We start from the raw sequence: 20,898 nt of genomic DNA on the forward strand, positions 1-20,898 counted from the left end.
TATTGGTTCGTAGCGGTCCGTACTGGCTCATACGGTGGCGGTCGTCGGGCGGGGAGCCCGGTGACCGCCACCGGTGTGTCCGGGGCCCGGCGGTCGAGTGCCGGGCCCCGGAGCGGGCGTCAGCCGGCCGCCGGGACCTGGGCCCTGAGCAGGGCCGGCAGCCGGGTCGTACGCGGCTTCGCGGCGACCTCGGCCACCGCGCGCGGCAGTGCCTGATCCACGCCGTGGACCACGGAGAGGTGCTGCTCGGCGCGGCCGAACGCGGTGTAGATCCAGGGCCGGGTGAGCGCCTGGGCGGCGTCCCCGGGCAGGACCACGACCGCGGCGGGCCACCGGGCGCCGACCGCCTGGTGCGCGGTGAGCGCCCAGCCGTGCCGCACGGTCTGCTCCACCCGCTCCTTCGGTACGACGACGGCGGCGCCCGCGCACTCCAGGTGCAGCCCGTCGGCGTCGGCCTTCACCACCTGGCCCGGGACCGTGCGGCCCGGCGTGGGGGAGTACGCGATCCGGTCACCCGGGTCGAAGCCGCCGAAGCGGCCCGGGCCGGGGTTGAGCCGCTCCTTCAGCGCGGTGTTGAGCGCGCGTGTGCCCACCGCGCCGCCGTGGCCCGGGGTGATCACCTGGGTCTGCTCGGCCGGGATCCCGATGGCCCGCGGCACCGAGTCCGCGATCAGCTGCACGGTCCGGTGGACCGCCTCTCCGGCGTCGCGCACCGGGACGATCACGACTTCCTTGCCGGGGGCCGCCACCTGGTTCAGCTCGCCGATGCCGATGCCCGAGACCAGCTCGCCGATGGGGCCGGGGTCCGGGGTCCGCGAGGCGACCTGTGGGCACGCGCGCGCGGCGAGCAGATCCGCGAAGACCCGGCCGGGGCCCGCCGACCACAGCACCCCGTGATCCCCGCTCAGCACGAGCCGGGCCCCGTCGGGCAGGGACTCCGCGAGCATCGCCGCGCTCTCCACGTCGAGCTGCGGCGCGTCGAGCACGACGAGGAGGTCGGTCCGCAGCATGCCGTCCGTGTCCCGCCCCGGGCCCTCGGTACCCGCGAGCAGTCCGGCGACGGTGGTCACGGTCTCATCGGTCCCGGCCTCGCCGGTTCCGTGGCGCGGTCCGTCCGGTGCGCCCGTCTCGTCCTCCGCGCCGAAGCCGGGGGCCGACAACGGGTCTGCACCCGAGGCCGCGCCTTGCCCCGCTCTCTCCGCGGAGGCCAGCAGCGCGGCGAAGCGGCGGCGGCCGTCCGGGGTGTGGGCGGCTGCGCACACCCGCAGGCCGAGGGACCGGGCGGTCGCGGCCAGGGCCGCCGGTTCCGCGCGGGACGCCTCGCCGCCGGTGTGCAGGACGAGGCCGTGGCCCGCGACCGCGCGGATCAGCTCGGCGGCGGACCCGGTCGCTGCCGACTCCCAGTCCGCGGCCGAACTGTCCTCCTTGGGCAGGGAGTTGACCACCCGGGCGAGACCGTCGGCGAGGCTCTCCTCGGCGAGCGCGTACCGCTCCAGACCGATGAGGACGCGGACCGGACGCTCGGCCTCGCCCTCTTCGCCCTCGCCGTCGTCCTCGGAGGGTGAGGGAGCCGGCGGCGCGCCCGGCTCGTCCAGCGCGTCCTGGAAGACCAGGGCGTCGCCCTCGGCGAGGGCGCTCTGCACGGCGGCATCGGGATCCGGCACCGAGCGCTGGGCGAGCGCCGCGTGGAGTGCCGGGGCCTCCAGGGCCGTGTGCCCGGCGAGGGCCGCCTGCTCCAGGAGCCAGACCGTGACCGCTCCGCCCCGCCGCTCGTCGTCGGGACCGCACTCCGCGCCGAGCAGTGCCCGGGCGAACCCGTCGGCCTGCTCGGGCCTGACCCCGGCCACGCGCAGCAACTGCCAGGGGTTCTCCCGCAGTTGCGCGTCCGCCCCCTCGCCGAGGACGGCGGCGACCTGCGCGGCCAACGCCTCCGGGGCGCCGCCCTCGACCAGCACGGCCCGAACGGTGTCGACGGCCTCGGAGGCCACCGGCGCGGGTGTGGCGGAGGGCATGACCTGGGGCTGCCGAACCGGCTCCGGCGCGGACCTGCGCGGTGCGGGCTCCGGCTCGGTGAAGACGCTCGCCGGGGGCTTCCCCCCGCTCTCCACCGCCCGTACGGCGGCGAGCAGATCGGCGGCCTTGCCGCTCAGGCGCGCCCCGGCCTGGACCGGCCCCACCTTCTCCGCCTTCCGCCGCTCGATCCGCTCCCGCAACTCCCGCTGCGCGGCCAACTCGGCCTCGGCCTCGGACAGCTGGGCCGTGGTGTCGGCGGCGGCGGTGCCGTCACCGGAAGTGCCGTCCGCGGCGGGACCTTCCGACTCAGATTCCGGCTCCGACTCCGACGCCCCGCCTTCACCGCTGTCCGTGTCCGTCGCGTCCGTCGCACCTGCGGCGGCTTCGTCGTCGGGGCCGGCAGGCGCGCGGCTTCCGTCCGCGGAACCTCCGTCGTCATCGGCCCCCGGTCCGGCCCCGGGCCCCCCGGGCTCCGGGCCGGTCACCGGCTCGGTTTCCTCCGCGGCAGCGGGATCCGTGGTCACAGCGTGCTCCAGTCGTGATCGGGATAGTGGTGTACGGGCGCTGACACATCGTCGAGCGCTCGGCAGATCTCGTCAGGAAGACTAAGGGTCTCCACTGACAACGCGGCCGTGAGCTGCAGCGCGTTGCGCGCGCCTATGATCGGGGCGGCCACTCCGGGCCGGTCGCGGACCCAGGCGAGGGCCACCTGGAGCGGCGTCACGGCGAGGCCGTCCGCGGCCGTCGCGACCGCGTCCACGATGCTGCTCGCCGCGTCGTCCAGGTACGGCGCGACGAACGGCGCCAGCTGTTCCGACGCGCCCCGCGAGTCCGCGGGCGTCGCGTGCCGGTACTTGCCCGTCAGCACACCCCGGCCCAGGGGAGAGGACGGCAGCAGACCGATGCCCAGGTCCAGCGCCGCGGGCAGCACCTCGCGCTCGACACCGCGCTGCAGCAGCGAGTACTCCATCTGCGTACTGGCCAGCCGTGTGCGGATCCCGGGCGCCGCGAGCTGCCAGGTGGCCGCCTTGGCGAGCTGCCAGCCGCAGAAGTTGGAGACCCCGGCATACCGTGCGCGACCGCTGCTGACAGCGATGTCGAGAGCCTGCAGGGTCTCCTCCAGCGGCGCCTCGGGGTCGAAGGCGTGGATCTGCCACAGGTCCACGTAGTCCGTGCCGAGCCGTGCCAGCGAGGCGTCGAGAGCGGACAGCAGATGCCCCCGCGAGCCGTCGAAGCGCCGGTCCGGATCCGGCACGCTCCCCGCCTTCGTCGAGATCACCAGATCCCGGCGGGGCACCAGCCCCTCCATGAGCTGCCCGAGGAGGTACTCGGCCTCCCCGTCCCCGTACACATCGGCCGTGTCGACGAGCGTCCCGCCCGCTTCCCAGAACCCCTTCAACAGGTCCGCGGCGTCGTGCTCGTCGGTGTCCCTGCCCCAGGTGAGGGTGCCGAGTCCGATGCGGGACACGCGAAGGCCGGTACGGCCGAGATGCCTCTGCTCCATGTGGGCTGAGATTACTGGCCAGAAGTCGGTGTGTGGGGCCCTGTGGACAACCAGGATCCCGTGATCCCCAACCCGGTCCCTGCCACTGGGCCCACCGGCGCGCTAGGGTGCCGCATAAGGGACGTTACTGATCAGTAAGGGGAATCGGCCATGCAGCTCGGGATCAACCTCGGCTACTGGGGTGCCGGAATGGACGCGGACAACCTCGCCGTGGCCAAGGAGGCCGACCGGCTGGGCTACGCGGTCTGCTGGGCCGCCGAGGCGTACGGATCGGACGCGGCCACCGTGCTCACCTGGGTCGCCGCCCAGACCGAGCGCATCGACGTCGGCTCGGCCATCTTCCAGATCCCGGCCCGCCAGCCCGCGATGACCGCGATGACCGCCGCCACCCTCGACTCGCTCTCCGGCGGGCGCTTCCGCCTGGGCCTCGGCGTCTCCGGACCGCAGGTCTCCGAGGGCTGGTACGGCGTCAAGTTCGACAAGCCGCTGGCCCGCACCCGCGAGTACGTCGAGATCATCCGCAAGGCCATGACCCGCGAGCGCCTGTCGTACGAGGGCACGCACTGGACCCTCCCGCTGCCGGGCGGCCCCGGCAAGCCGCTCAAGCTGACCGTGCACCCGGAGCGCGAGCACATCCCGCTCTACATCGCCGCGATCGGCCCGAAGAACCTGGAGCAGACCGGCGAGATCGCCGACGGCGCCCTGCTGATCTTCCCGTCCGCCGACCACCTGGAGGACACCGCGATCAAGCACCTGCGCGCGGGCCGCGAGAAGGCCGGGCTGACCATGGACGGCTTCGACGTCTGCCCGACGCTGCCGCTGGCACTCGGCGAGGACAAGGACGTACCGGCCCTGGCCGACATGTTCCGCCCGTACACCGCGCTCTACGTGGGCGGCATGGGCAGCCGCAAGCAGAACTTCTACAACCAGCTCGCGCAGCGCATGGGTTACGAGAAGGAGGCCGCCGAGATCCAGGACAAGTACCTGGCCGGCGACAAGGAGGGCGCGGCTGCCGCCATTCCGCAGCAGCTCATCGACCAGACCACGCTGCTCGGCTCCGTGGACCGCATCGCGGACCGGATGAAGGCCTACGCGGCTGCCGGGGTCACCACGCTCACGCTGGCCCCCGCGGGCTTCACGCTGGACGACCGGATCGCCTCGCTCCGGGCCGGTACCGACGCCCTGGAGCGGGCCGGACTCGCATAACACCGTCCACAGCGGGACGGGAGAGGTTCTGCGGCCGTGGTGGGGGCTCGGGGGGTCTTCCCCGCCACGGCCGTCACGGAGAACAACGCGCCACCGCCCGCTCGGTTACGCGCCTCTCATACCCCCCGCGTCCACCGTTCGGCGGAATTGTCCGACACAGGTGTTGCCGCGCCCCTGGCTGCCCATTTGACTCGTTCTTTGCGGAGTCCCGCACGGAGGTGGGAGCCCGCATGGAGGTGGCACACATGCTTTCGGCCAAGAGTCTTTTCCAGGAGATCGTCGACAACGACGAGTCGTTCCGGCTGTTCTGTTCCATCGCCGCCAGCGGGGAGACCCAGGGAGGCTGGGAGAACGCGCGGATCGCTGCCCTCGTCCCGGAGAGCCAGCGCGCCCTCGCACCCAAGATCACCCGGCACGGCGCCGACGAGGACAAGCACGGGCGGATCTTCAACGCGCTGATGAAGAAGCGGGGCGTGACACCCGTCGAGATCCCGCCCGAGACCGACTACACGATGCTCCTGGAGAAGAACGGCATCGGCCTCGCGCACGACAAGCTCAAGCGCGACGAGCCGCTCACCGTGCAGGACATCGTCACCTACCTCTCCCACAGCAGGGTCACCGAGCAGCGCGCCGCGGACCAGATGGTGATGCTGCGCAAGGACTTCGGTGACCACCCGGAGATCGGCAAGGCCGTGCGGATGATCTCCAACGACGAGGACAACCACCTCGCGTACTGCCATGAGGAGCTGCTGCGCTTCGCCGCCGCCGGCCACGGCCCGGCCATCCAGCAGACCCTGCGCGAGTGCGCGCTCGCCGAGATCCGCATCTACCGGGACGTCAGCCTCGCCGTGATGGGCCACATGGGGCGCATCCTCGGCTGGCCGAAGCCCAAGGCGTCGGCGCTCGCCGCGGGCATCCACGCCATGTACCTGTACGAGCGGGGCTTCGGCTGGCGGCGCATGGTCTCGCTGGCCGTGCCGGAGCGGCGCGACGCCCTGGGCGGCCCGGCGTCGGCGGCACCCGAGTTCGCGTGAGCGTGGCCCACGCGCGCGTGCTGCCTCGTACGCGGCACGCGCGCGTGGAGCCCGACGAGCGCGACTACAGCCAGCCGCGCCGCTTGAACAGCCGGAACAGGAGCACCTCCAGCACCGCCATCAGCAGGATGACCGCCGGATAGGCCCACACCCAGTGCAGCTCCGGCATGTGGTCGAAGTTCATGCCGTAGATCCCCGCGATCATCGTGGGGACCGCGGCCATGGCCGCCCACGCGGAGATCTTCCGCATGTCGTCGTTCTGCCGGACGCTCATCTGCGCGAGATGTGCCGACAGGACGTCCGAGACCAGCCGGTCCAGTCCCTCCACGGAATCGTTCACCCGGGCCAGGTGGTCGCTGACGTCACGGAAGAAGGGCTGTGCCTTGTCGTGGACGAACGGCACCCCCGGGCCGGAGACGCCCGAGCCCGCGAGGCGGGACAGCGGCACGGACAGCGGTCCGGTGGCCCTGCGGAACTCCAGGACCTGCCGCTTGAAGGTGTAGATCCGGGACGCGGTGTGCCGGGAGCCGCCGTCGTTCGGCGAGAACACCTCCGCCTCGACCTCCTCCAGGTCGGTCTGCAGCTCGGTCGCCACCTCCAGATAGTGGTCGACGGTGTCGTCGGCGATCGAGTAGAGCACCGCCGTCGGGCCGAGGCGCATCATGTCCGGGTTCTGCTCCAGACGGTGTCGTACGGCCTTGAGCGGCGAGCCCTCACCGTGCCGCACGGTCACCACGAAGGAGTCGCCCAGGAAGATCATGAGCTCCCCGGAGGAGACGGCGTCGCTGTCCGGCTCGTACGTCACCGGCTTGAGCACCACGAACAGGGAGTCGTCGTACACCTCCAGCTTGGGCCGCTGGTGCGCCTTCAGGGCGTCCTCCACCGCCAGCGGGTGCAGCCCGAACTCCTCGGTGACGAGATCGAACTCCCGCTCGGTCGGCTCGTACAGCCCGATCCACACGAACGCGTTTCCCGAGGCACGCGCGGCGTCCAGGGCGTCCGAGAGGTCCTCCGGGCCCTCCGTCCGGTGCCCGTCGCGATAGATGGCAGAGTCGACGATCACGGAGCGTATTCTCCCGCCGCCAGGGACCCGGCGCACTCGGGCCGCAGCCGAGGGCGTGTTGCGAAAGTCCCTCCCCCAGCCTTCGGCCGGGAGGTGCCCCCAGCCTCGCGACGCCTGGCACGCACTCTCGCCGCACCGGGCGAAAACCCGAGTACGTCCAGTACGAGGGCTTCCGCCCGGCACTCCCCCAGCCTCCGGCCGGGGGGACCCCCAGAGCACGCACCAGACGCCGCGAGGCCGCCCTTCGGGCGGACGACGGGACTTTCGCGACACGCCCTAGGCTGGGCCGCATGCCCACCTTGATCCTCGTCCGGCACGGACGTTCCACCGCCAACACCGCGGGACTGCTCGCCGGGTGGACGCCCGGCGTGGCCCTCGACGAGCGAGGGGCCGCGCAGGCCGCCGCGCTGCCCGGGCGGCTCGCGGAACTGCCGATCGCCGAGGTCGTCAGCAGCCCCCTGCAACGCTGCCAGGAAACGATTCAGCCGCTCCTCGACGCCCGCCCCGAGCTGCGGGTCCACTCCGACGACCGGATCGGGGAGGCCCACTACGGCGACTGGTCCGGGCGCAAGCTCGCCGAACTGTCGGGCGAGCCGCTGATGGAGGTCGTGCAGGCGCACCCCTCCGCCGCCGCGTTCCCGGGCGGCGAGTCGATGCGCGCCATGCAGACCCGGGCCGCCGAGGCGGTACGGGAGTGGAACGCGCGTGTGGAGCGCGATCACGGCGGTGACGCGGTATATCTCATGTGCTCGCACGGCGACATCATCAAGTCTCTTGTAGCGGACGCGCTCGGTCTTCATCTCGACCTCTTCCAACGGATCTCCGTAGAACCGTGTTCCATCACCGCGATCCGTTACACACGACTGCGGCCGTTTCTCGTTCGCCTCGGCGACACCGGCGATTTCACGTCGCTCGCGCCGCGCGAGGAACCCCCGGCAGGTGACGCCACGGTCGGGGGCGGTGCGGGCGCACCGTGATCGTCGGCCGCAGTAGGGTGAAGCGGTCGAAGAAGCGCAGCAGTTGTCAGCAGCAGACGCAGTCGACGGCAGAAGCAGTCGATCGATCCAATGGAGACAGGACGTGTCCCGTCAGGTGTTCCTCTACGACCCGCCGGACCGTTTCGTGGCCGGCACGGTCGGGCTGCCAGGGCGCCGTACCTTCTTCCTGCAGGCCTCCTCAGGACCCCGGGTGACCAGTGTGGCCCTGGAGAAGACGCAGGTCGCGGCGCTCGCCGAACGGATGGACGAGCTCCTCGACGAGGTCGTACGGCGTACCGGGGGCAGCGCCCCCGTCCCGGCGATGGCCCCGACGGAGGTCTCCGACACCGCCCCGCTCGAAGCTCCCGTCGAGGAGGAGTTCCGGGTCGGCACCATGGCCCTGGCCTGGGACGGTGACGAGCAGCGCATGATCGTCGAGGCCCAGGCGCTCGTGGAGCTGGACGCCGATTCGGAGGAGGACCTCGCCGAGGCGGAGGAAAGGCTCCTGCAGGACGAGGAGAACGGTCCGCCGATGCTACGGGTCCGCCTCACCGGCGCCCAGGCCCGTGCCTTCGCCAAGCGCGCCCTCGATGTCGTCAACGCCGGCCGGCCGCCCTGCCCGCTGTGCAGTCTCCCGCTAGACCCGGAAGGACACGTATGTCCGCGCCAGAACGGATACCGCCGCGAAGCGTGACCACGGCCGAGCTGCTCGCCGAGGGCGAGCTGACCGTGCGCGGACGCATCCGTGAGGCCTCCAACGCGGTGCTGCTGTGCGATGTGACGTACGAGGGACAGAAGGCTTCCTGCGTCTACAAGCCGGTGGCCGGCGAGCGCCCGCTGTGGGACTTCCCCGACGGGAACCTCGCCCGGCGGGAGGTCGCCGCCCACGAGGTGTCCGAGGCGACCGGCTGGGGGCTCGTCCCGACCACGGTCCTGCGCGACGGGCCGTACGGCGAGGGCATGTGCCAGCTGTGGATCGACGCGGTGTCCGAGGGCTCGGAGCTGCTCGCGCTCGTCGACGGCGAGGAGCCCGGCGACGGCTGGAAGGCCGTCGGATTCGCGGAGGTCGGCGAGGGGCGCACCGCGCTGCTCGTGCACGCCGACGACGAGCGGCTGCGCAGGCTGGCCGTCCTCGACGTGGTGATCAACAACGGCGACCGCAAGGGCGGGCATCTGCTGCCCGCGCCCGGGGGCCGGCTGTTCGGGATCGACCACGGGGTCACCTTCAACGCCGAGAACAAGCTGCGGACGCTGCTGTGGGGCTGGGCGGGGGAGAAGCTCACCCCCGAGGCCGTAGAGGTCCTGGAGCGGCTCAGGGGTGCCCTGGACGGGACGCTGGGCGTGCGCCTGGGGGAGCTGATCACCACGGCCGAACTGGACGCCACGCGCGCGCGTGTCGCCGGTCTGCTCGCCTCCGGGCGGCATCCGGAGCCCTCGGGGGAGTGGCCCGCGATCCCGTGGCCGCCCGTCTAGTCGGGGCTGCACACCCCGGATCCGTACGCAAGAAGGCCTTCCCGGCCATCTGGCCTGGTCCGGTTCGTATACGGAACATCCGTCCGGTTAGGCTCATGACATGCATGCCTGGCCCGCTTCCGACGTCCCTGCCCTGCCCGGCAAGGGCCGCGACCTCCGGATCCACGACACCGCGACCGACGGTCTTGTGACCCTCGACCCCGGTCCCGTCGCCCGTATCTACGTCTGCGGCATCACTCCGTACGACGCGACCCATCTGGGTCACGCGGCGACCTACAACGCGTTCGACCTCGTGCAGCGCGTGTGGCTCGACACCAAGCGGCAGGTTCACTACGTCCAGAACGTGACGGACGTCGACGATCCGCTGCTGGAGCGCGCCGCGCGGGACAACGTCGACTGGGTCTCCCTCGCCGAGAAGGAGACCACCCTCTTCCGCGAGGACATGACCGCCCTGCGGATGCTGCCCCCCAAGCACTACATCGGCGCCGTCGAGGCCATACCCGGGATCGTCCCGCTGGTCGAGCGGCTGCGGGACGCGGGTGCGGCGTACGAGCTCGAAGGGGACGTCTACTTCTCCGTCGAGTCCGACCCGCACTTCGGCCAGGTGTCCAACCTGGACGCGGCGGCGATGCGGCTGCTGTCCGCCGAGCGCGGCGGCGACCCGGACCGTCCGGGCAAGAAGAACCCCCTCGACCCGATGCTGTGGATGGCCGCCCGCGAGGGCGAGCCGAGCTGGGACGGCGCCTCGCTCGGGCAGGGCCGGCCCGGCTGGCACATCGAGTGCGTCGCGATCGCCCTCGACCACCTGGGCATGGGCTTCGACGTGCAGGGCGGCGGCTCCGACCTCGCCTTCCCGCACCACGAGATGGGCGCCTCCCACGCGCAGGCGCTGACCGGCGAGTTCCCGATGGCCAAGGCGTACGTGCACGCAGGCATGGTCGCGCTCGACGGCGAGAAGATGTCCAAGTCCAAGGGCAATCTCGTCTTCGTGTCCACGCTCCGGCGTGACGGTGTCGACCCGGCGGCCATCCGGCTCGCCCTGCTCTCGCACCACTACCGTGCCGACTGGGAGTGGACCGACCAGGTTCTCCAGGACGCCCTCGCGCGCCTGGAGCGCTGGCGGGCCGCCGTGTCGCGGCCCGACGGCCCGTCCGCCGAGGCGCTCGTCGAGGAGATCCGCGAGGCCCTCGCGAACGACCTGGACGCGCCGGCCGCGCTCGCCGCCGTCGACCGCTGGGCCGCGCTCCAGGCAGAGAGCGGCGGGACCGATGAGGGCGCCCCCGGCGTCGTATCGCGGGCCGTGGACGCCCTGTTGGGCGTGGCCCTCTAGCAACGCCGGGCGCCGGACGGGTCGTTGCCCGTCCGGCGCCCTCTGTGCGGTGGGTCCGTCGTGCTACCTGCTCACGACGGGGCCCAGTTGTTCACGATGAAGGCCTACTTGTTCACGATGACGGCCTGGATCGTGTTGCTCGTGGAGTCGTAGATCCCGATGACCTGCTGGCCGAAGGCGAAGGCCTCCTGGACCTCGTCGTGCGTCACCTGGTTCGGGTTGACCAGCGGACGCCAGCCCTGGTTGATGTACAGGTAGAGGATCGACGGCTGGCCCGGCAGCGGCGTGACGACGTCCCAGAAGTGCTCGGCCACACCACTCGTCAGCGCCGCGGCCTCGACCGCGCTGCGCATGATCAACGGCTGGCCCTGGCCCTGCTCCTGCTGTTGCTGCTGCCCGCCGAGCTGGTGAAGCAGCTGCTGGAACGGCTGCTGCTGGCCGAGCTGCTGGAGCTGCTGCTGCAGGTGCTGCGGAAGCTGGTGCTGGGGGTGCTGCGGAATCTGCTGCCGGCCCATGCCCTGCTGACCGATGCCCTGCTGGCCGAAGGGCTGCTGCTGACCCATGCCCTGCGGGCCGAACGGCTGCTGCATCTGCTGTCCGAAGGGCTGCTGTTGCTGCTGCCCGAACGGCATCTGCTGGCCGTAGCTCTGCTGGCCCTGCTGCCCCTGCTGCTGCGGGGGAGCCGTGCTCGGGCCCTGCTGCTGACCCTGCTGGCCCTGGTTCTGGCCCTGCTGCTGGCCCTGTTGGCTCATCTGCGGGGTGGTGCTCATGCGGGTGCCACCTTCCCTCAATTGTCGAGCGATGGTTGGTCGTTGAGTGTTGGTCGTTGCGCGATGGTCGGTCCTGCGCGGGACGGCCGGTCCGAGGAACGGCCGGTCTCGTCAGCCCGTGACGACCAGGCCGACGATCTCGTCGTCCGAGAACCAGACGCGCACGTCGGGCCGTCCGCCCGCGAAGGCGGAGTGCACCGCCTGGCGGATCTCGGCGGACGGGTTGTTCAGGCTCCGCCAGTCACCGGCCACGAACAGCCGGAGCCTGGGCGGGAGTTCGCGGGGGTACGGGAGCAACTCGTCCCAGTACCGCTCGGCCTGGCCCGAGCCGACCGCCTCAGGCAGCAGATGGGCGACCGCCGCCTTGATGTCGGGCCGGTTGCCGATCCGCTGCGACGCGGGCCGGCCCGGCGCGTCCTGCTGCGGGGAGCCCGTGGCCCGCAGCAGCCTGCGCGCCCGCTCCGGGTCCATCGGTTCCTGGCCGACGGCCCTGAGCATGCCCTGCAGCGCGGCCAGGGCGCCCACCACCAGCGGGGAGGCGGACGAGGTCCCGGAGAACGTGTCGGTGAACCAGGCGATCTCCTCGGCGCCGCCCTGCAGATCACCGGGCTTGTCCCAGAAGCCGCCGGTCGTGGTGACCTCACGGCCCCAGCCCTGCGCGTCCACCCGCGCCCCGTAGTTGGAGAACGCCAGACGTGAGCGGTCCGGGCCGTGGTCGCGGCCGTGGGTACCGGGCGGCGGAGCGCCCGCGCCGACCACGATCGCGCCGGAGGACTGATTGGACGGGTTGAACGGGTTGCGCCACCACTCCGGGAACTCGTCGGGCCGACGCTCGTACACCGCGTCGTCCAGGGACTCCCCGCCGTTGCCCGCGGCCTCCACCACCAGGACGCCCTTGGCGGTCGCGTACCGGATGGCCGCGAAGTCGTCCGGCCACCATTCCAGCGCGACGTAGCCGCGCTGGTCGTCGCGCACCGCGAAGTCGAACCGCGGTCCAGGACTGTGCAGTTCGACCAGGATGATGTCGCCGGCGTTCAGCCGGTCGGCCGCCGCGTGGATCGCTGCTGCCGAGCCGATGCCGTGGAACGACGCGGCGGCGGTCACCGCGTCCGGCACGATGCCGGTGATCCCGTACTCGTTGCGGTCGCCGCCGATCACACCGATGACGGCCGTGCCGTGGTTGCGCCAGGCCAGGTCCTGGATCGGGGTGCCGACCACGACGCCCGCGAGCTTGGCCGCCAGGTCCTCGTGGCCGAGCTGCCAGGCGCCCTCCACGTCGATCACGGTGACGCCCTGGCCGGAACCGCCGGGCCGCTGCCAGGCCCAGTGCGCGTCCACGCCCTCGGGCGCGGGGCGCAGATAGCCCTGGCGGCTGGTGAAGTCGGGTGTGACGGGGGCGCCTTCCTTGCGCCGCCGGCTCTCGTCGGTGCTGTGTCCCACGGACCCCACCGAGGCCGGTACGGCACCCGGCTTCACATACGCCGTGGCGATCTCGGGCAGTGCCGCGATCCGCGAACGCAGCTCCTGGGCGCGGCTCTCGACGCCGCGTACCCGGTAGAAGAGTCCGAGGTCGGGCAGTGTCTCGGCGCCCGCGGCCGAGGGCTGGGCCGCCGACTGCAGCCGCTCCTCGCTGCCGAACAGCGGTTGCAGGGCGAGCTGTTCGTCGCTGAGGAACATGTTCAGCGCCGACACGTCGGCGCCGGCCGCCGAACGGACCCCTTCGGCCTCGGCGCGCAGCCGGGCCTCGGGCCGTGCGACGACGATCAGTTCCTGCTCGGCTCCTCGGTAGGTGAATCCCGCTCCGTCGGGCCCTGGCCCGGACGCTCCCGGGCCCTGCGCGGGCTGTGCCTGGTCGGTCATCGCGTGCCGCTCCCTTCGGTCCGTGCAAGTGCTTGTGCGGGTGCTGGAGTTGTCGAGAGTCGTGCCTCCGTCGGTGTCCTCCGGGGCACACCTTGCTCCTCCCGGACCGACTCGTCCACCCCCGAGTTCGCCAACTGCGTTTGAGAACAAGTTGAATTGGGTACCGTGCGCAATCCGTCCTGAAACAGATGTCACGCCACAATCCGGCCAAAGACAGCGGAGACGGTTGTCATGTGATGGGGTGACAGCGTCTGTTGACCGTCGGGCCGGCCCCGCGTCGGCCCTCTCGTGGAAGGACGCACAGTGGCACTCGCAGACCGTTCCTTCGCACGTCGAAGACTCCTCACCACGGCCGCCGCCCTGGGAGGAGCGGCACTCCTGGGCGGCACGGCGCACGCGGCCGAATCACCGGAGAAGGGATCGCAGAAGGGACCGCAGCAGGGTCCGGAGAAGCGCCGGCCGGACCGGTTCCCACTGCCCAACGGCTTCCAGCCGGAGGGCATAGCCATCGGCTCCGCCCCGTTCGCGTACTTCGGGTCGCTGGCCAACGGCGACATCTACCGCGCGAGCCTCGCCACCGGGCGCGGCTCCGTCATCAGCAAGGGCCCTGGCGCCGGACATCCCAGCGTGGGACTGAAGACCGACCGGCACGGCCGGCTGTTCGTCAGCGGAGGGGCCGGCGGCGATCTGCGTACCGTCGACATCCGTACGGGAGAGATCGAGAAGTCGTACGCCGTCGGGGGCACGTTCGTGAACGACGTGATCCTCACGCCGGGCGCCGCCTGGTTCACCGACTCCTTCGCGCCTCAGCTCTACCGGCTCGCGCTCGGTCGGCACGGCAGGCCCGGGGCCGTCAGGACCGTGCCGCTCGGCGGAGACTGGCAGCAGGGCACGGACTTCACCGCCAACGGGATCGAGCGCACACCGGACGGCAGCGCGCTCCTGGTGGTGAACGCCTTCGCCGGCGGCGGCACGCTGATGCGGGTCGACCCGCGCACCGGAGCCGCGACCGCGGTCGACCTCGGCGCGGCCAGGATCCCCAACGGTGACGGGCTGTTGCTCCTGGGCCGGACTCTCTACGTCGTGCAGCAACAGCAGAACGCGATCGACGTGTTCCGGCTGAACTCCGCCGGCACCAAGGGCACGGTGATCACCCGGATCACCGACCCGCGCTTCCGGATCCCGACGACGGCCGCGGCGTGGGGCGACCGTCTCTATCTGCCGAACGCGCGCTTCGATGTCGAGCCGACGCCCGACACGGAGTACGACGTGGTGGCGGTGCGTCAGGTCTGACGCGCGAGGGGCGGCGCGCCCGACGCGCGCCGCCCCTTCGCCCGGCCGATATCGCCAGGGCAGTCTCGCTCCGGCCGTCTTGCTCCGGCCGTCTCGCTCGGTCAGTCCTCCGAGGAATCCGACGAACCGGAGTCCGAGGATCCTGATCCTGGGGAGCTGGAACCTGAGGAACCGGAGGATTCGGAGCCCGGCGATTCGGCGTCCGAAGACTCCGAGGAGCCGGACTTCCCCTTGGCGTCGGGAGTCCCCTTCGTACCGGACGTCCCCGACGCGTCGCCCTCGGAGAGGTTCGAGGAGTCCGAGGAATCGGATGTGTCGTCCTCGGTTGCCTCGTCCGTGGCCTCCGGCCGCTGCGGCTTCGGTGGCCAGACACGGCCACCCGGGCCGTCCTTGAGGTACGAGGCGGGATCCCCGCTCTCCGTGGCATGGGAGCCGGGCGGCGAACCCGGACCGCCCCCGTCCCGTCTGCGCAGATACCGCTCGAACTCGCGGGCGATCGCCTCGCCCGACGCCTCCGGCAGCTCGGCGGTGTCCCGGGCCTCCTCCAGCGTCTGCACGTACTCCGCGACCTCGCTGTCCTCGGCGGCCAGCTGGTCCACGCCCAGCTGCCAGGCCCGCGCGTCCTCGGGCAGTTCGCCCAGCGGGATGCGCATGTCGATGAGGTCCTCGAGGCGGTTGAGGAGGGCCAGCGTCGCCTTCGGGTTGGGCGGCTGCGAGACGTAGTGCGGCACGGCCGCCCACAGTGAGACCGCCGGTACGCCCGCGTGCGTGCACGCCTCCTGGAGGATGCCGACGATGCCCGTGGGGCCCTCGTACTTGGTCTCCTCCAGGTCCATCGTGCGGGCCAGGTCCGGGTCGGACGTGACGCCGCTGACCGGGACCGGACGGGTGTGCGGGGTGTCGCCGAGCAGGGCGCCCAGGATGACGACCAGCTCGACGCCCAGCTCATGGGCGAAGCCCAGCAGCTCGTTGCAGAACGAGCGCCAGCGCATCGACGGCTCGATGCCCCTCACCAGCACCAGGTCACGCGGCTTCTCGCCGCCGACCCGTACCACCGACAACCTTGTCGTCGGCCAGGTGATCTTGCGGACCCCGCCGTCCAGCCACACGGTCGGGCGGTTCACCTGGAAGTCGTAGTAGTCCTCGGCGTCGAGCGCCGCGAACACCTCGCCCTTCCACTCCCTGTCCAGATGTGCGACCGCGGTGGAGGCGGCGTCGCCGGCGTCGTTCCAGCCTTCGAACGCGGCCACCATGACCGGGTCGACCAGCTCGGGAACCCCCTCGAGCTCGATCACCCAGCGCCTCCTTCCGACGTGCCCTCGCGTACGCCCCAACCTTACGGCTTGCGCGGGGAGCGCCCGCAGCCCCCTTGTATGGGGGAGTGACCGCATCACTGCCCCATTCGTCACTCCCGAACACCCCACAGCCGTCCGAGCTGTCCCCGGTCAACTTCCACGGCGGGCCCGGACGTTGTTTCGAGGTGGCGCCCTGCGTCGGATGATCGACAGAGGTCGGATGTCCGAACCGTCCCCAGGTCCGGCGAGCCGGAGCGGAGGAGACGGGCGCCGTCGCCGACCGGCCGGTCACAACGTCGAGCGCAGCCACTGCTCCACGCTCGCGATGTGCACGGTCGCCCAGGAGCGGGCGGCCTCCGCGTCGCGGTCGCGGAGCGCGCTGAGGATGGCGCGGTGCTCGTGGAGGGTGCGGCTGACCGCGTCCTCCTGGGTCAGACCGCGCCAGATACGGGCGCGGGTCGTGGGACCGGACAGGCCGTCGAGGAGGGAGCAGAGCACCGAGTTGCCGGAGGACTGGACGATGCCCCGGTGGAACTCCAGGTCGCAGGCGACGAGTTCCTCCACCGAGGGCGCGGCGCCGAGCGCGTTCAGCTGGGCGCCGAGGGCGTCCAGTTGCTGCTCGCTGATCCGCAGCGCCGCCATCGCCGTCGCGGCCGGCTCCAGGATGCGGCGTACCGCGAGGAACTCCAGGACCGTGTCGTCGCGGTGGAAGTCCACGACGAAGCTCAGCGCTTCGAGGAGGAGCTGCGGGTCCAGGCTCGTGACGTACGTGCCGTCGCCCTGCCGCACGTCCAGGATGCGGATGAGGGAGAGCGCCCGCACCGCCTCCCGCAGGGAGTTCCGGGACAGGCCGAGATCGGCGGCGAGCTCGCTCTCCTTGGGGAGCCGGTCGCCGGGGCGCAGTGCGCCGGAGACGATCATTCCCTTGATCTTCTCGATCGCCTCATCGGTGACTGCCATGGCGGGGGCCTCCCTGTCGATCAGATATGTCGCTCAGACATCCGATGTCTCATTATGCGGCTTCCGTCGCCCCGGAGAGCCCCTCAGTGACGATCACGATCACACAAGGTCGGACGTTGACACGAGGGCCGCCAGGTCCGCAAGCGCGGCGGCCTCGTCGAGCGTCGTGAGCGTACGGTCACGCATCAGGATCCGCCCGTCGACGACCGTGTCCCGTACGTCCGAGGCCCGCGCGGAGTACGCCAGTGTCGACCACGGATCGTGGCGGGGAGCGAGATGCGGACCGCCCAGGTCCAGGACGATCAGGTCGGCCCGCTTGCCCGCCTCCAGCGAACCCAGGTGGGCGTCCAGGCCCAGTGCGCGGGCGCCCTCGACGGTGGCCATGCGCACGGCCTGCTCGGCGCCGACCGCGGTCGGATCGCCGGCCGCCTTGTGCACCAGGGCGGCCGTGCCCAGCGCCCGCAGGACGTCCAGCGTGTTGGAGCTGACCGCGCCGTCCGTGCCGAGACCGACGGTCACGCCCGCGTCCAGGAGCCGGGGCACCGGGGCGATGCCGCAGCCCAGCTTGAGGTTGGACACCGGGCAGTGGGCGACCGAGGTGCCGGTCCGGGCGAGCGCCGCGATCTCGGGGCCGGTCAGGTCCACGGCGTGGGCCAGCAGCAGATCGGGGCCGAGCAGCCCGAGCGAGTCGAGCAGCTCCACCGGGCGCTTGCCGTAACGCTCCTCGACGGTCGCGACCTCGGCGGTGTTCTCCGCCGCGTGGATGTGCAGCAGCGCGCCGAACTCCCTTGCCAGCGCTGCGATTTCGGTCAGCTGGGCGGGGGAGAGGGTGTAGGCGGAGTGCGCGAAGAGCACGGGACGCGTGCCGGGCAGGCCGGTGCGGCCGGCCAGGTCCCGGCGCGCCCACTCCAGCCGGTCCCCGTACGCCATGCCGTCGGGCGGGGTCGGTACGTCCATGAAGGTCGGCCCCGTGTGCAGCCGCCAGCCCGCCTCGTGCGCGACCTGCTCGGCCGCCTCGTGGAACCAGTACATGTCGAGCGCCGAGGTCACCCCGGCCCGTACGCTCTCGGCGATCGCGACCCGGATCGCCGCCGCGACGTTCTCCGCCGACAGCAGCTCGCTCTCCCAGCGGATCACCCGCTCCAGGAAGCCCTGCAGCGTCACGTCGTCGGCGCGGCCTCGCAGCAGCGTCATCGCAAGGTGGGTGTGCGCGTTGACCAGGCCGGGGAGCACCAGACAGCCGGTCGCGTCGAGGTCGTCGGCGGCCGTGTAGCGGGCCCGCAGGTCCGCGGCCGGTCCGACCGCGAGGATCTCGCCGTCGCGGATCGCCACGGCTCCGTCGGGTACGACCGTGCCGGCCGCGTCGACGGTGAGGATGTCGCCGCCGTGGACCAACAGGTCGGCGGGGGCGGTCCGTTGGGCGGGAATGCTCACAGCGCTTCCCCTTCCGCGAGCAGGCGCAGGGCTTCGAGGGAGACCACACTGCCGCGCTCGACGCCCGCGGCGACGACCTCGCGGTGCGGGTTGTAGCCGCCGGTCGCGCCCTCGTCGACGAGTTCGTCGGCGTTCGCGCCGTCGATCACGAGGACACCGCCCGCGGTCAAGCCGCGCAGCGAGGCCGTGACGAGCAGCGCCGACAGCTCCATCTCGATGGCGGCGAGCCCTGCCCCGTCGTACGAGGGCAGGGGTATCAGCCCCGGCTGGAAGGCGGCCCGCGTCCATACGAAGCCCCGGTGGTGCGGGGCGCCCTGCTCGCGCGCCGCCCGCTGCAGCGCGAGCACCGCCTCGGGCGCGGCCACCGCCGGATACTCGGGCGGCAGCAGCTGCTGGGTCACCCCGTCGTCGCGTACGGCCGCCTCCGCTATGACCAGATCGCCGTCACGGATGCCGGGCCGCATCGCGCCCGCCGTGCCGAACCGCAGGATCGTGCGCACCCCCGCGTCGGCCAGCTCCTGGAAGAGCAGGATCGCACCGGGCCCGCCGACACCGTGCGAGGCGACGACGACCGGCAGTCCCTTCCAACTCCCGCTGAACACACGGTATTCGCGGTGGTACGACACCTCCTCGGCCCCGTCGAGCAGCGCGGCGACGGCCGCGGCGCGCGCCGGGTCGCCGACCACGACGGCGTGCGGGGGCAGCCCGGTGCGGGGTATCCGGGTGATGGGCAGCAGGTCCTGCGTCATGAAGCGACTCCAGTCGTACGGCCGGTGCGGCGGCGGCGCTGCGCCGTGCTGAGGAAGAGGGCGCCGAGCGTGACGACGTACGGCGCGGCGTCGGTCGCCTGCTGGGGCAGGCCGAGGCCCTGCAGTCGGAAGCCCGCGGCCTCGGCGACACCGAAGAGCAGGGCGGCGAGCAGGACACCGAAGGGCAGGGCGCGCCCGAGCATGACCGCGACGACGGCGATCCAGCCGCGGCCCGCCGTCATGTTCTCGGAGAACAACGTGACGTTCCCCAGGGCCAGTTGGGCCCCGGCGAGCCCGCACAGCACACCGGACACGAGCACCGCCGCGTACTTGTACCGGGCCGGGCTCACCCCCAGTGTGGCCGCGGCCTCCGGTGCCTCGCCGACCCCGCGCAGCCGCAGCCCCCACACGTGCCGCGACAGCATCAGGGCCGCCACGGCGACCGCGGCCCATGCCAGATACGCGAGCGGCGAGAAGCCACCGACCAACGGGAGCCCGGCGAGTGACGGATCGTCAAAAGTGCCCTGCACACCGAAGATCGTACGCAGCAGGAAGCTGGTCAGACCCACGGCGAGGAGGTTCATCGCGACGCCGAGGACCACCGCGTCGCCGCGCAGCGTGACCGTGCCCACGGCCAGGATCAGCGAGTACGCGGCGGCGGCGAGCGCTGCCGCCAGGACGCCGAGCCATGGGCTGCCGGTGAACCAGCTGGTGGCCACGGCCGTGAAGCAGCCCATCAGCATCATGCCTTCCAGGCCGATGTTGAAGACCCCCGCACGCTCGCACACGGCGCCACCGAGCGCGGCGAGCAGGATCGGGGTCAGCGCGCGCAGCGCCGACATCAGGAGATCGGAGTCGAAGAACATCAGGCGAACTCCCCCTGCGCGATGGGCTCTTGGACCGTCTTGCGTCGCCTGCGCGAGAAGCTCGGCCGGGCCGCCAGGAACACGATGACGATGGCCTGCAACACCTGCGTCAGCTCGCGCGGCACCTCCGTGGTGCGCTCCATGGAGAGCCCGCCGACCTGCAGTACGGCGAAGAAGAACGACGCCAGCACGGTGCCCAGCGGTGCCGCCGCCGCGAGCAGCGCCGCGGTCAGCCCCGTCCAGGTGTAGCCGGGCGCCGTCAGCGAACCGTCGAGGAAGCGGTACGGGAAGCTCAGCACGCCGATCGCGCCGACCAGCCCCGCGATCGCGCCGGAGGTGGCCATCAGCCGGAGCGTGAGCCCCTTGCGTTCGACACCCGCGTACGCGGCGAAGCGAGGATTGAGGCCGGTCATACGGATCTCGTAGCCGATGGCCGTGCGCCGGTCGGCGAACCAGTACGCGGTCGCCGCGAGCACGACGAGAACCAGCCCGAACGTCACGGTCGACGTGCCGAAGGCGGGCAGCGCCACACCCTCCGGGAGCCGCCGCGTCTGGGGCAGGCTGGATCCGGGCTCCTTGAGCGGATACCGCACCAGATAGGAGGCGAGCGAGGTCGCCGGGTAGCTGAGCAACAGGCTGCTCACCAGCAGCGGCACACCGAACCGGTTCTCGCAGAGCGCGGCCAGCGCGGCGTACCCGGCACCTGCCGTGATCCCGGCGAGGAGCGCGAGCACGACGGTGAGCGGCGCGGGCAGCGGCGAGTACAGCCCGGTGACGGCCGCGGCGATCCCGCCGAGCACCATCTGCCCGTCCCCGCCGAGGTTGATGAGCCCGGCGCGCAGCGGAATCGCCAGCGCGAGCGCCATCCCCAGCACGCTGGTCACGGTACTGAGCGTCGCGCCGATCCCGTCGGCCCCGAGCGAGCCGGTGACGACGGCCCCGTACGCGGCGAACGGATCGGCCCCCGTGCCCACCAGGAACAGCGCGCCGATGACGAGCCCGGCGAGCACGGAGAAGGTGACGGGGGAGCGGAGCGCCCGCGTGATGCGGTCCGTCGATGGGCGGGCCATG

General features: G+C 72.0%; 18 protein-coding genes. 7 read left to right on the forward strand and 11 right to left on the reverse strand.

What is annotated here, in order from left to right; genetic code table 11:
• Positions 1–119: 119 nt before the first annotated feature.
• Both AOK17_RS16975 and AOK17_RS16980 read right to left on the reverse strand, forming a co-directional pair.
• Positions 120–2,537 (reverse strand): helix-hairpin-helix domain-containing protein, encoded by a 2,418-nt coding sequence (locus tag AOK17_RS16975; RefSeq protein WP_055613320.1) that lies wholly within the window; start codon positions 2,535–2,537, stop codon positions 120–122.
• Positions 2,534–3,517, reverse strand: coding sequence for an aldo/keto reductase (locus AOK17_RS16980; protein WP_055613321.1), 984 nt, complete (start codon positions 3,515–3,517; stop codon positions 2,534–2,536). The genes AOK17_RS16975 and AOK17_RS16980 overlap by 4 nt, the downstream gene beginning before the upstream one ends.
• 150 nt (positions 3,518–3,667) lie before the next feature.
• Here AOK17_RS16980 and AOK17_RS16985 point away from each other — a divergent pair, with 150 nt between their 5' ends.
• Together AOK17_RS16985 and AOK17_RS16990 are read left to right on the forward strand one after the other, a co-directional pair.
• Positions 3,668–4,723: an LLM class F420-dependent oxidoreductase gene (locus AOK17_RS16985; protein ID WP_055613322.1), complete on the forward strand. Its 1,056-nt coding sequence runs from the start codon at positions 3,668–3,670 to the stop codon at positions 4,721–4,723.
• 245 nt (positions 4,724–4,968) lie between these two features.
• Positions 4,969–5,757 (forward strand): ferritin-like domain-containing protein, encoded by a 789-nt coding sequence (locus AOK17_RS16990; RefSeq protein ID WP_055613354.1) that lies wholly within the window; start codon positions 4,969–4,971, stop codon positions 5,755–5,757.
• A 64-nt stretch (positions 5,758–5,821) separates the two neighbouring features.
• On the opposite strand, the gene corA is transcribed toward AOK17_RS16990, so the two are convergent.
• Positions 5,822–6,820, reverse strand: coding sequence for a magnesium/cobalt transporter CorA (gene corA, locus AOK17_RS16995; RefSeq protein WP_055613323.1), 999 nt, complete (start codon positions 6,818–6,820; stop codon positions 5,822–5,824).
• Positions 6,821–7,110: 290 nt separating this feature from the next.
• Here corA and AOK17_RS17000 point away from each other — a divergent pair, with 290 nt between their 5' ends.
• The 4 genes from AOK17_RS17000 (at position 7,111) to mshC (ending at position 10,600) form a co-directional block, all read left to right on the forward strand.
• A complete protein-coding gene (locus tag AOK17_RS17000; RefSeq protein WP_055613324.1) occupies positions 7,111–7,797 on the forward strand; it encodes a histidine phosphatase family protein in 687 nt (228 codons plus the stop codon).
• 103 nt (positions 7,798–7,900) lie between these two features.
• The gene (locus AOK17_RS17005; RefSeq protein ID WP_055613325.1) at positions 7,901–8,491 is read left to right on the forward strand and encodes a DUF3090 domain-containing protein; all 591 of its coding nucleotides are present in this window, start codon (positions 7,901–7,903) and stop codon (positions 8,489–8,491) included.
• A complete protein-coding gene (locus tag AOK17_RS17010) occupies positions 8,455–9,270 on the forward strand; it encodes an SCO1664 family protein (RefSeq protein WP_206190775.1) in 816 nt (271 codons plus the stop codon). The genes AOK17_RS17005 and AOK17_RS17010 overlap by 37 nt, the downstream gene beginning before the upstream one ends.
• A gap of 100 nt (positions 9,271–9,370) precedes the next feature.
• Positions 9,371–10,600, forward strand: a complete 1,230-nt coding sequence (gene mshC, locus AOK17_RS17015) for a cysteine--1-D-myo-inosityl 2-amino-2-deoxy-alpha-D-glucopyranoside ligase (RefSeq protein WP_055613327.1) — start codon at positions 9,371–9,373, stop codon at positions 10,598–10,600.
• A 104-nt stretch (positions 10,601–10,704) separates the two neighbouring features.
• Here the strand turns inward: mshC and AOK17_RS17020 are convergent, their stop codons facing one another.
• On the reverse strand, positions 10,705–11,370 hold the full coding sequence (locus tag AOK17_RS17020) for a hypothetical protein (protein WP_063997239.1): 666 nt from the start codon (positions 11,368–11,370) through the stop codon (positions 10,705–10,707).
• A 111-nt stretch (positions 11,371–11,481) separates the two neighbouring features.
• Entirely contained in the window at positions 11,482–13,230 is a 1,749-nt protein-coding gene (locus AOK17_RS17025; protein WP_055613329.1) for a S8 family peptidase, read from the reverse strand.
• Positions 13,231–13,533: 303 nt separating this feature from the next.
• Between AOK17_RS17025 and AOK17_RS17030 the strand changes: the two genes are divergently transcribed.
• On the forward strand, positions 13,534–14,523 hold the full coding sequence (locus AOK17_RS17030; protein WP_055613330.1) for an SMP-30/gluconolactonase/LRE family protein: 990 nt from the start codon (positions 13,534–13,536) through the stop codon (positions 14,521–14,523).
• A 101-nt stretch (positions 14,524–14,624) separates the two neighbouring features.
• Here AOK17_RS17030 and AOK17_RS17035 read toward each other — a convergent pair whose 3' ends face one another.
• From AOK17_RS17035 to AOK17_RS17060, 6 genes are all read right to left on the reverse strand, one after another.
• Positions 14,625–15,818, reverse strand: coding sequence for a PAC2 family protein (locus AOK17_RS17035; RefSeq protein WP_079053071.1), 1,194 nt, complete (start codon positions 15,816–15,818; stop codon positions 14,625–14,627).
• Between the two features lie 288 nt (positions 15,819–16,106).
• Complete coding sequence (locus AOK17_RS17040; RefSeq protein WP_055613331.1) at positions 16,107–16,778, reverse strand: FadR/GntR family transcriptional regulator; 672 nt, start codon at positions 16,776–16,778, stop codon at positions 16,107–16,109.
• Between the two features lie 99 nt (positions 16,779–16,877).
• On the reverse strand, positions 16,878–18,212 hold the full coding sequence (locus tag AOK17_RS17045) for an amidohydrolase (RefSeq protein WP_245697202.1): 1,335 nt from the start codon (positions 18,210–18,212) through the stop codon (positions 16,878–16,880).
• Positions 18,209–18,961 (reverse strand): nucleoside phosphorylase, encoded by a 753-nt coding sequence (locus AOK17_RS17050; protein ID WP_055613332.1) that lies wholly within the window; start codon positions 18,959–18,961, stop codon positions 18,209–18,211. Before AOK17_RS17050 ends, AOK17_RS17045 begins: the two co-directional genes overlap by 4 nt.
• A complete protein-coding gene (locus AOK17_RS17055) occupies positions 18,958–19,827 on the reverse strand; it encodes an ABC transporter permease (RefSeq protein ID WP_055613333.1) in 870 nt (289 codons plus the stop codon). The genes AOK17_RS17050 and AOK17_RS17055 overlap by 4 nt, the downstream gene beginning before the upstream one ends.
• The gene (locus AOK17_RS17060) at positions 19,827–20,897 is read right to left on the reverse strand and encodes an ABC transporter permease (protein ID WP_055613334.1); all 1,071 of its coding nucleotides are present in this window, start codon (positions 20,895–20,897) and stop codon (positions 19,827–19,829) included. The genes AOK17_RS17055 and AOK17_RS17060 overlap by 1 nt, the downstream gene beginning before the upstream one ends.
• Between the last annotated feature and the right edge of the window lies 1 nt (position 20,898).

Origin of the sequence: Streptomyces phaeochromogenes (assembly GCF_001418655.1) — a bacterium.
GTDB lineage: Bacteria > Actinomycetota > Actinomycetes > Streptomycetales > Streptomycetaceae > Streptomyces > Streptomyces phaeochromogenes.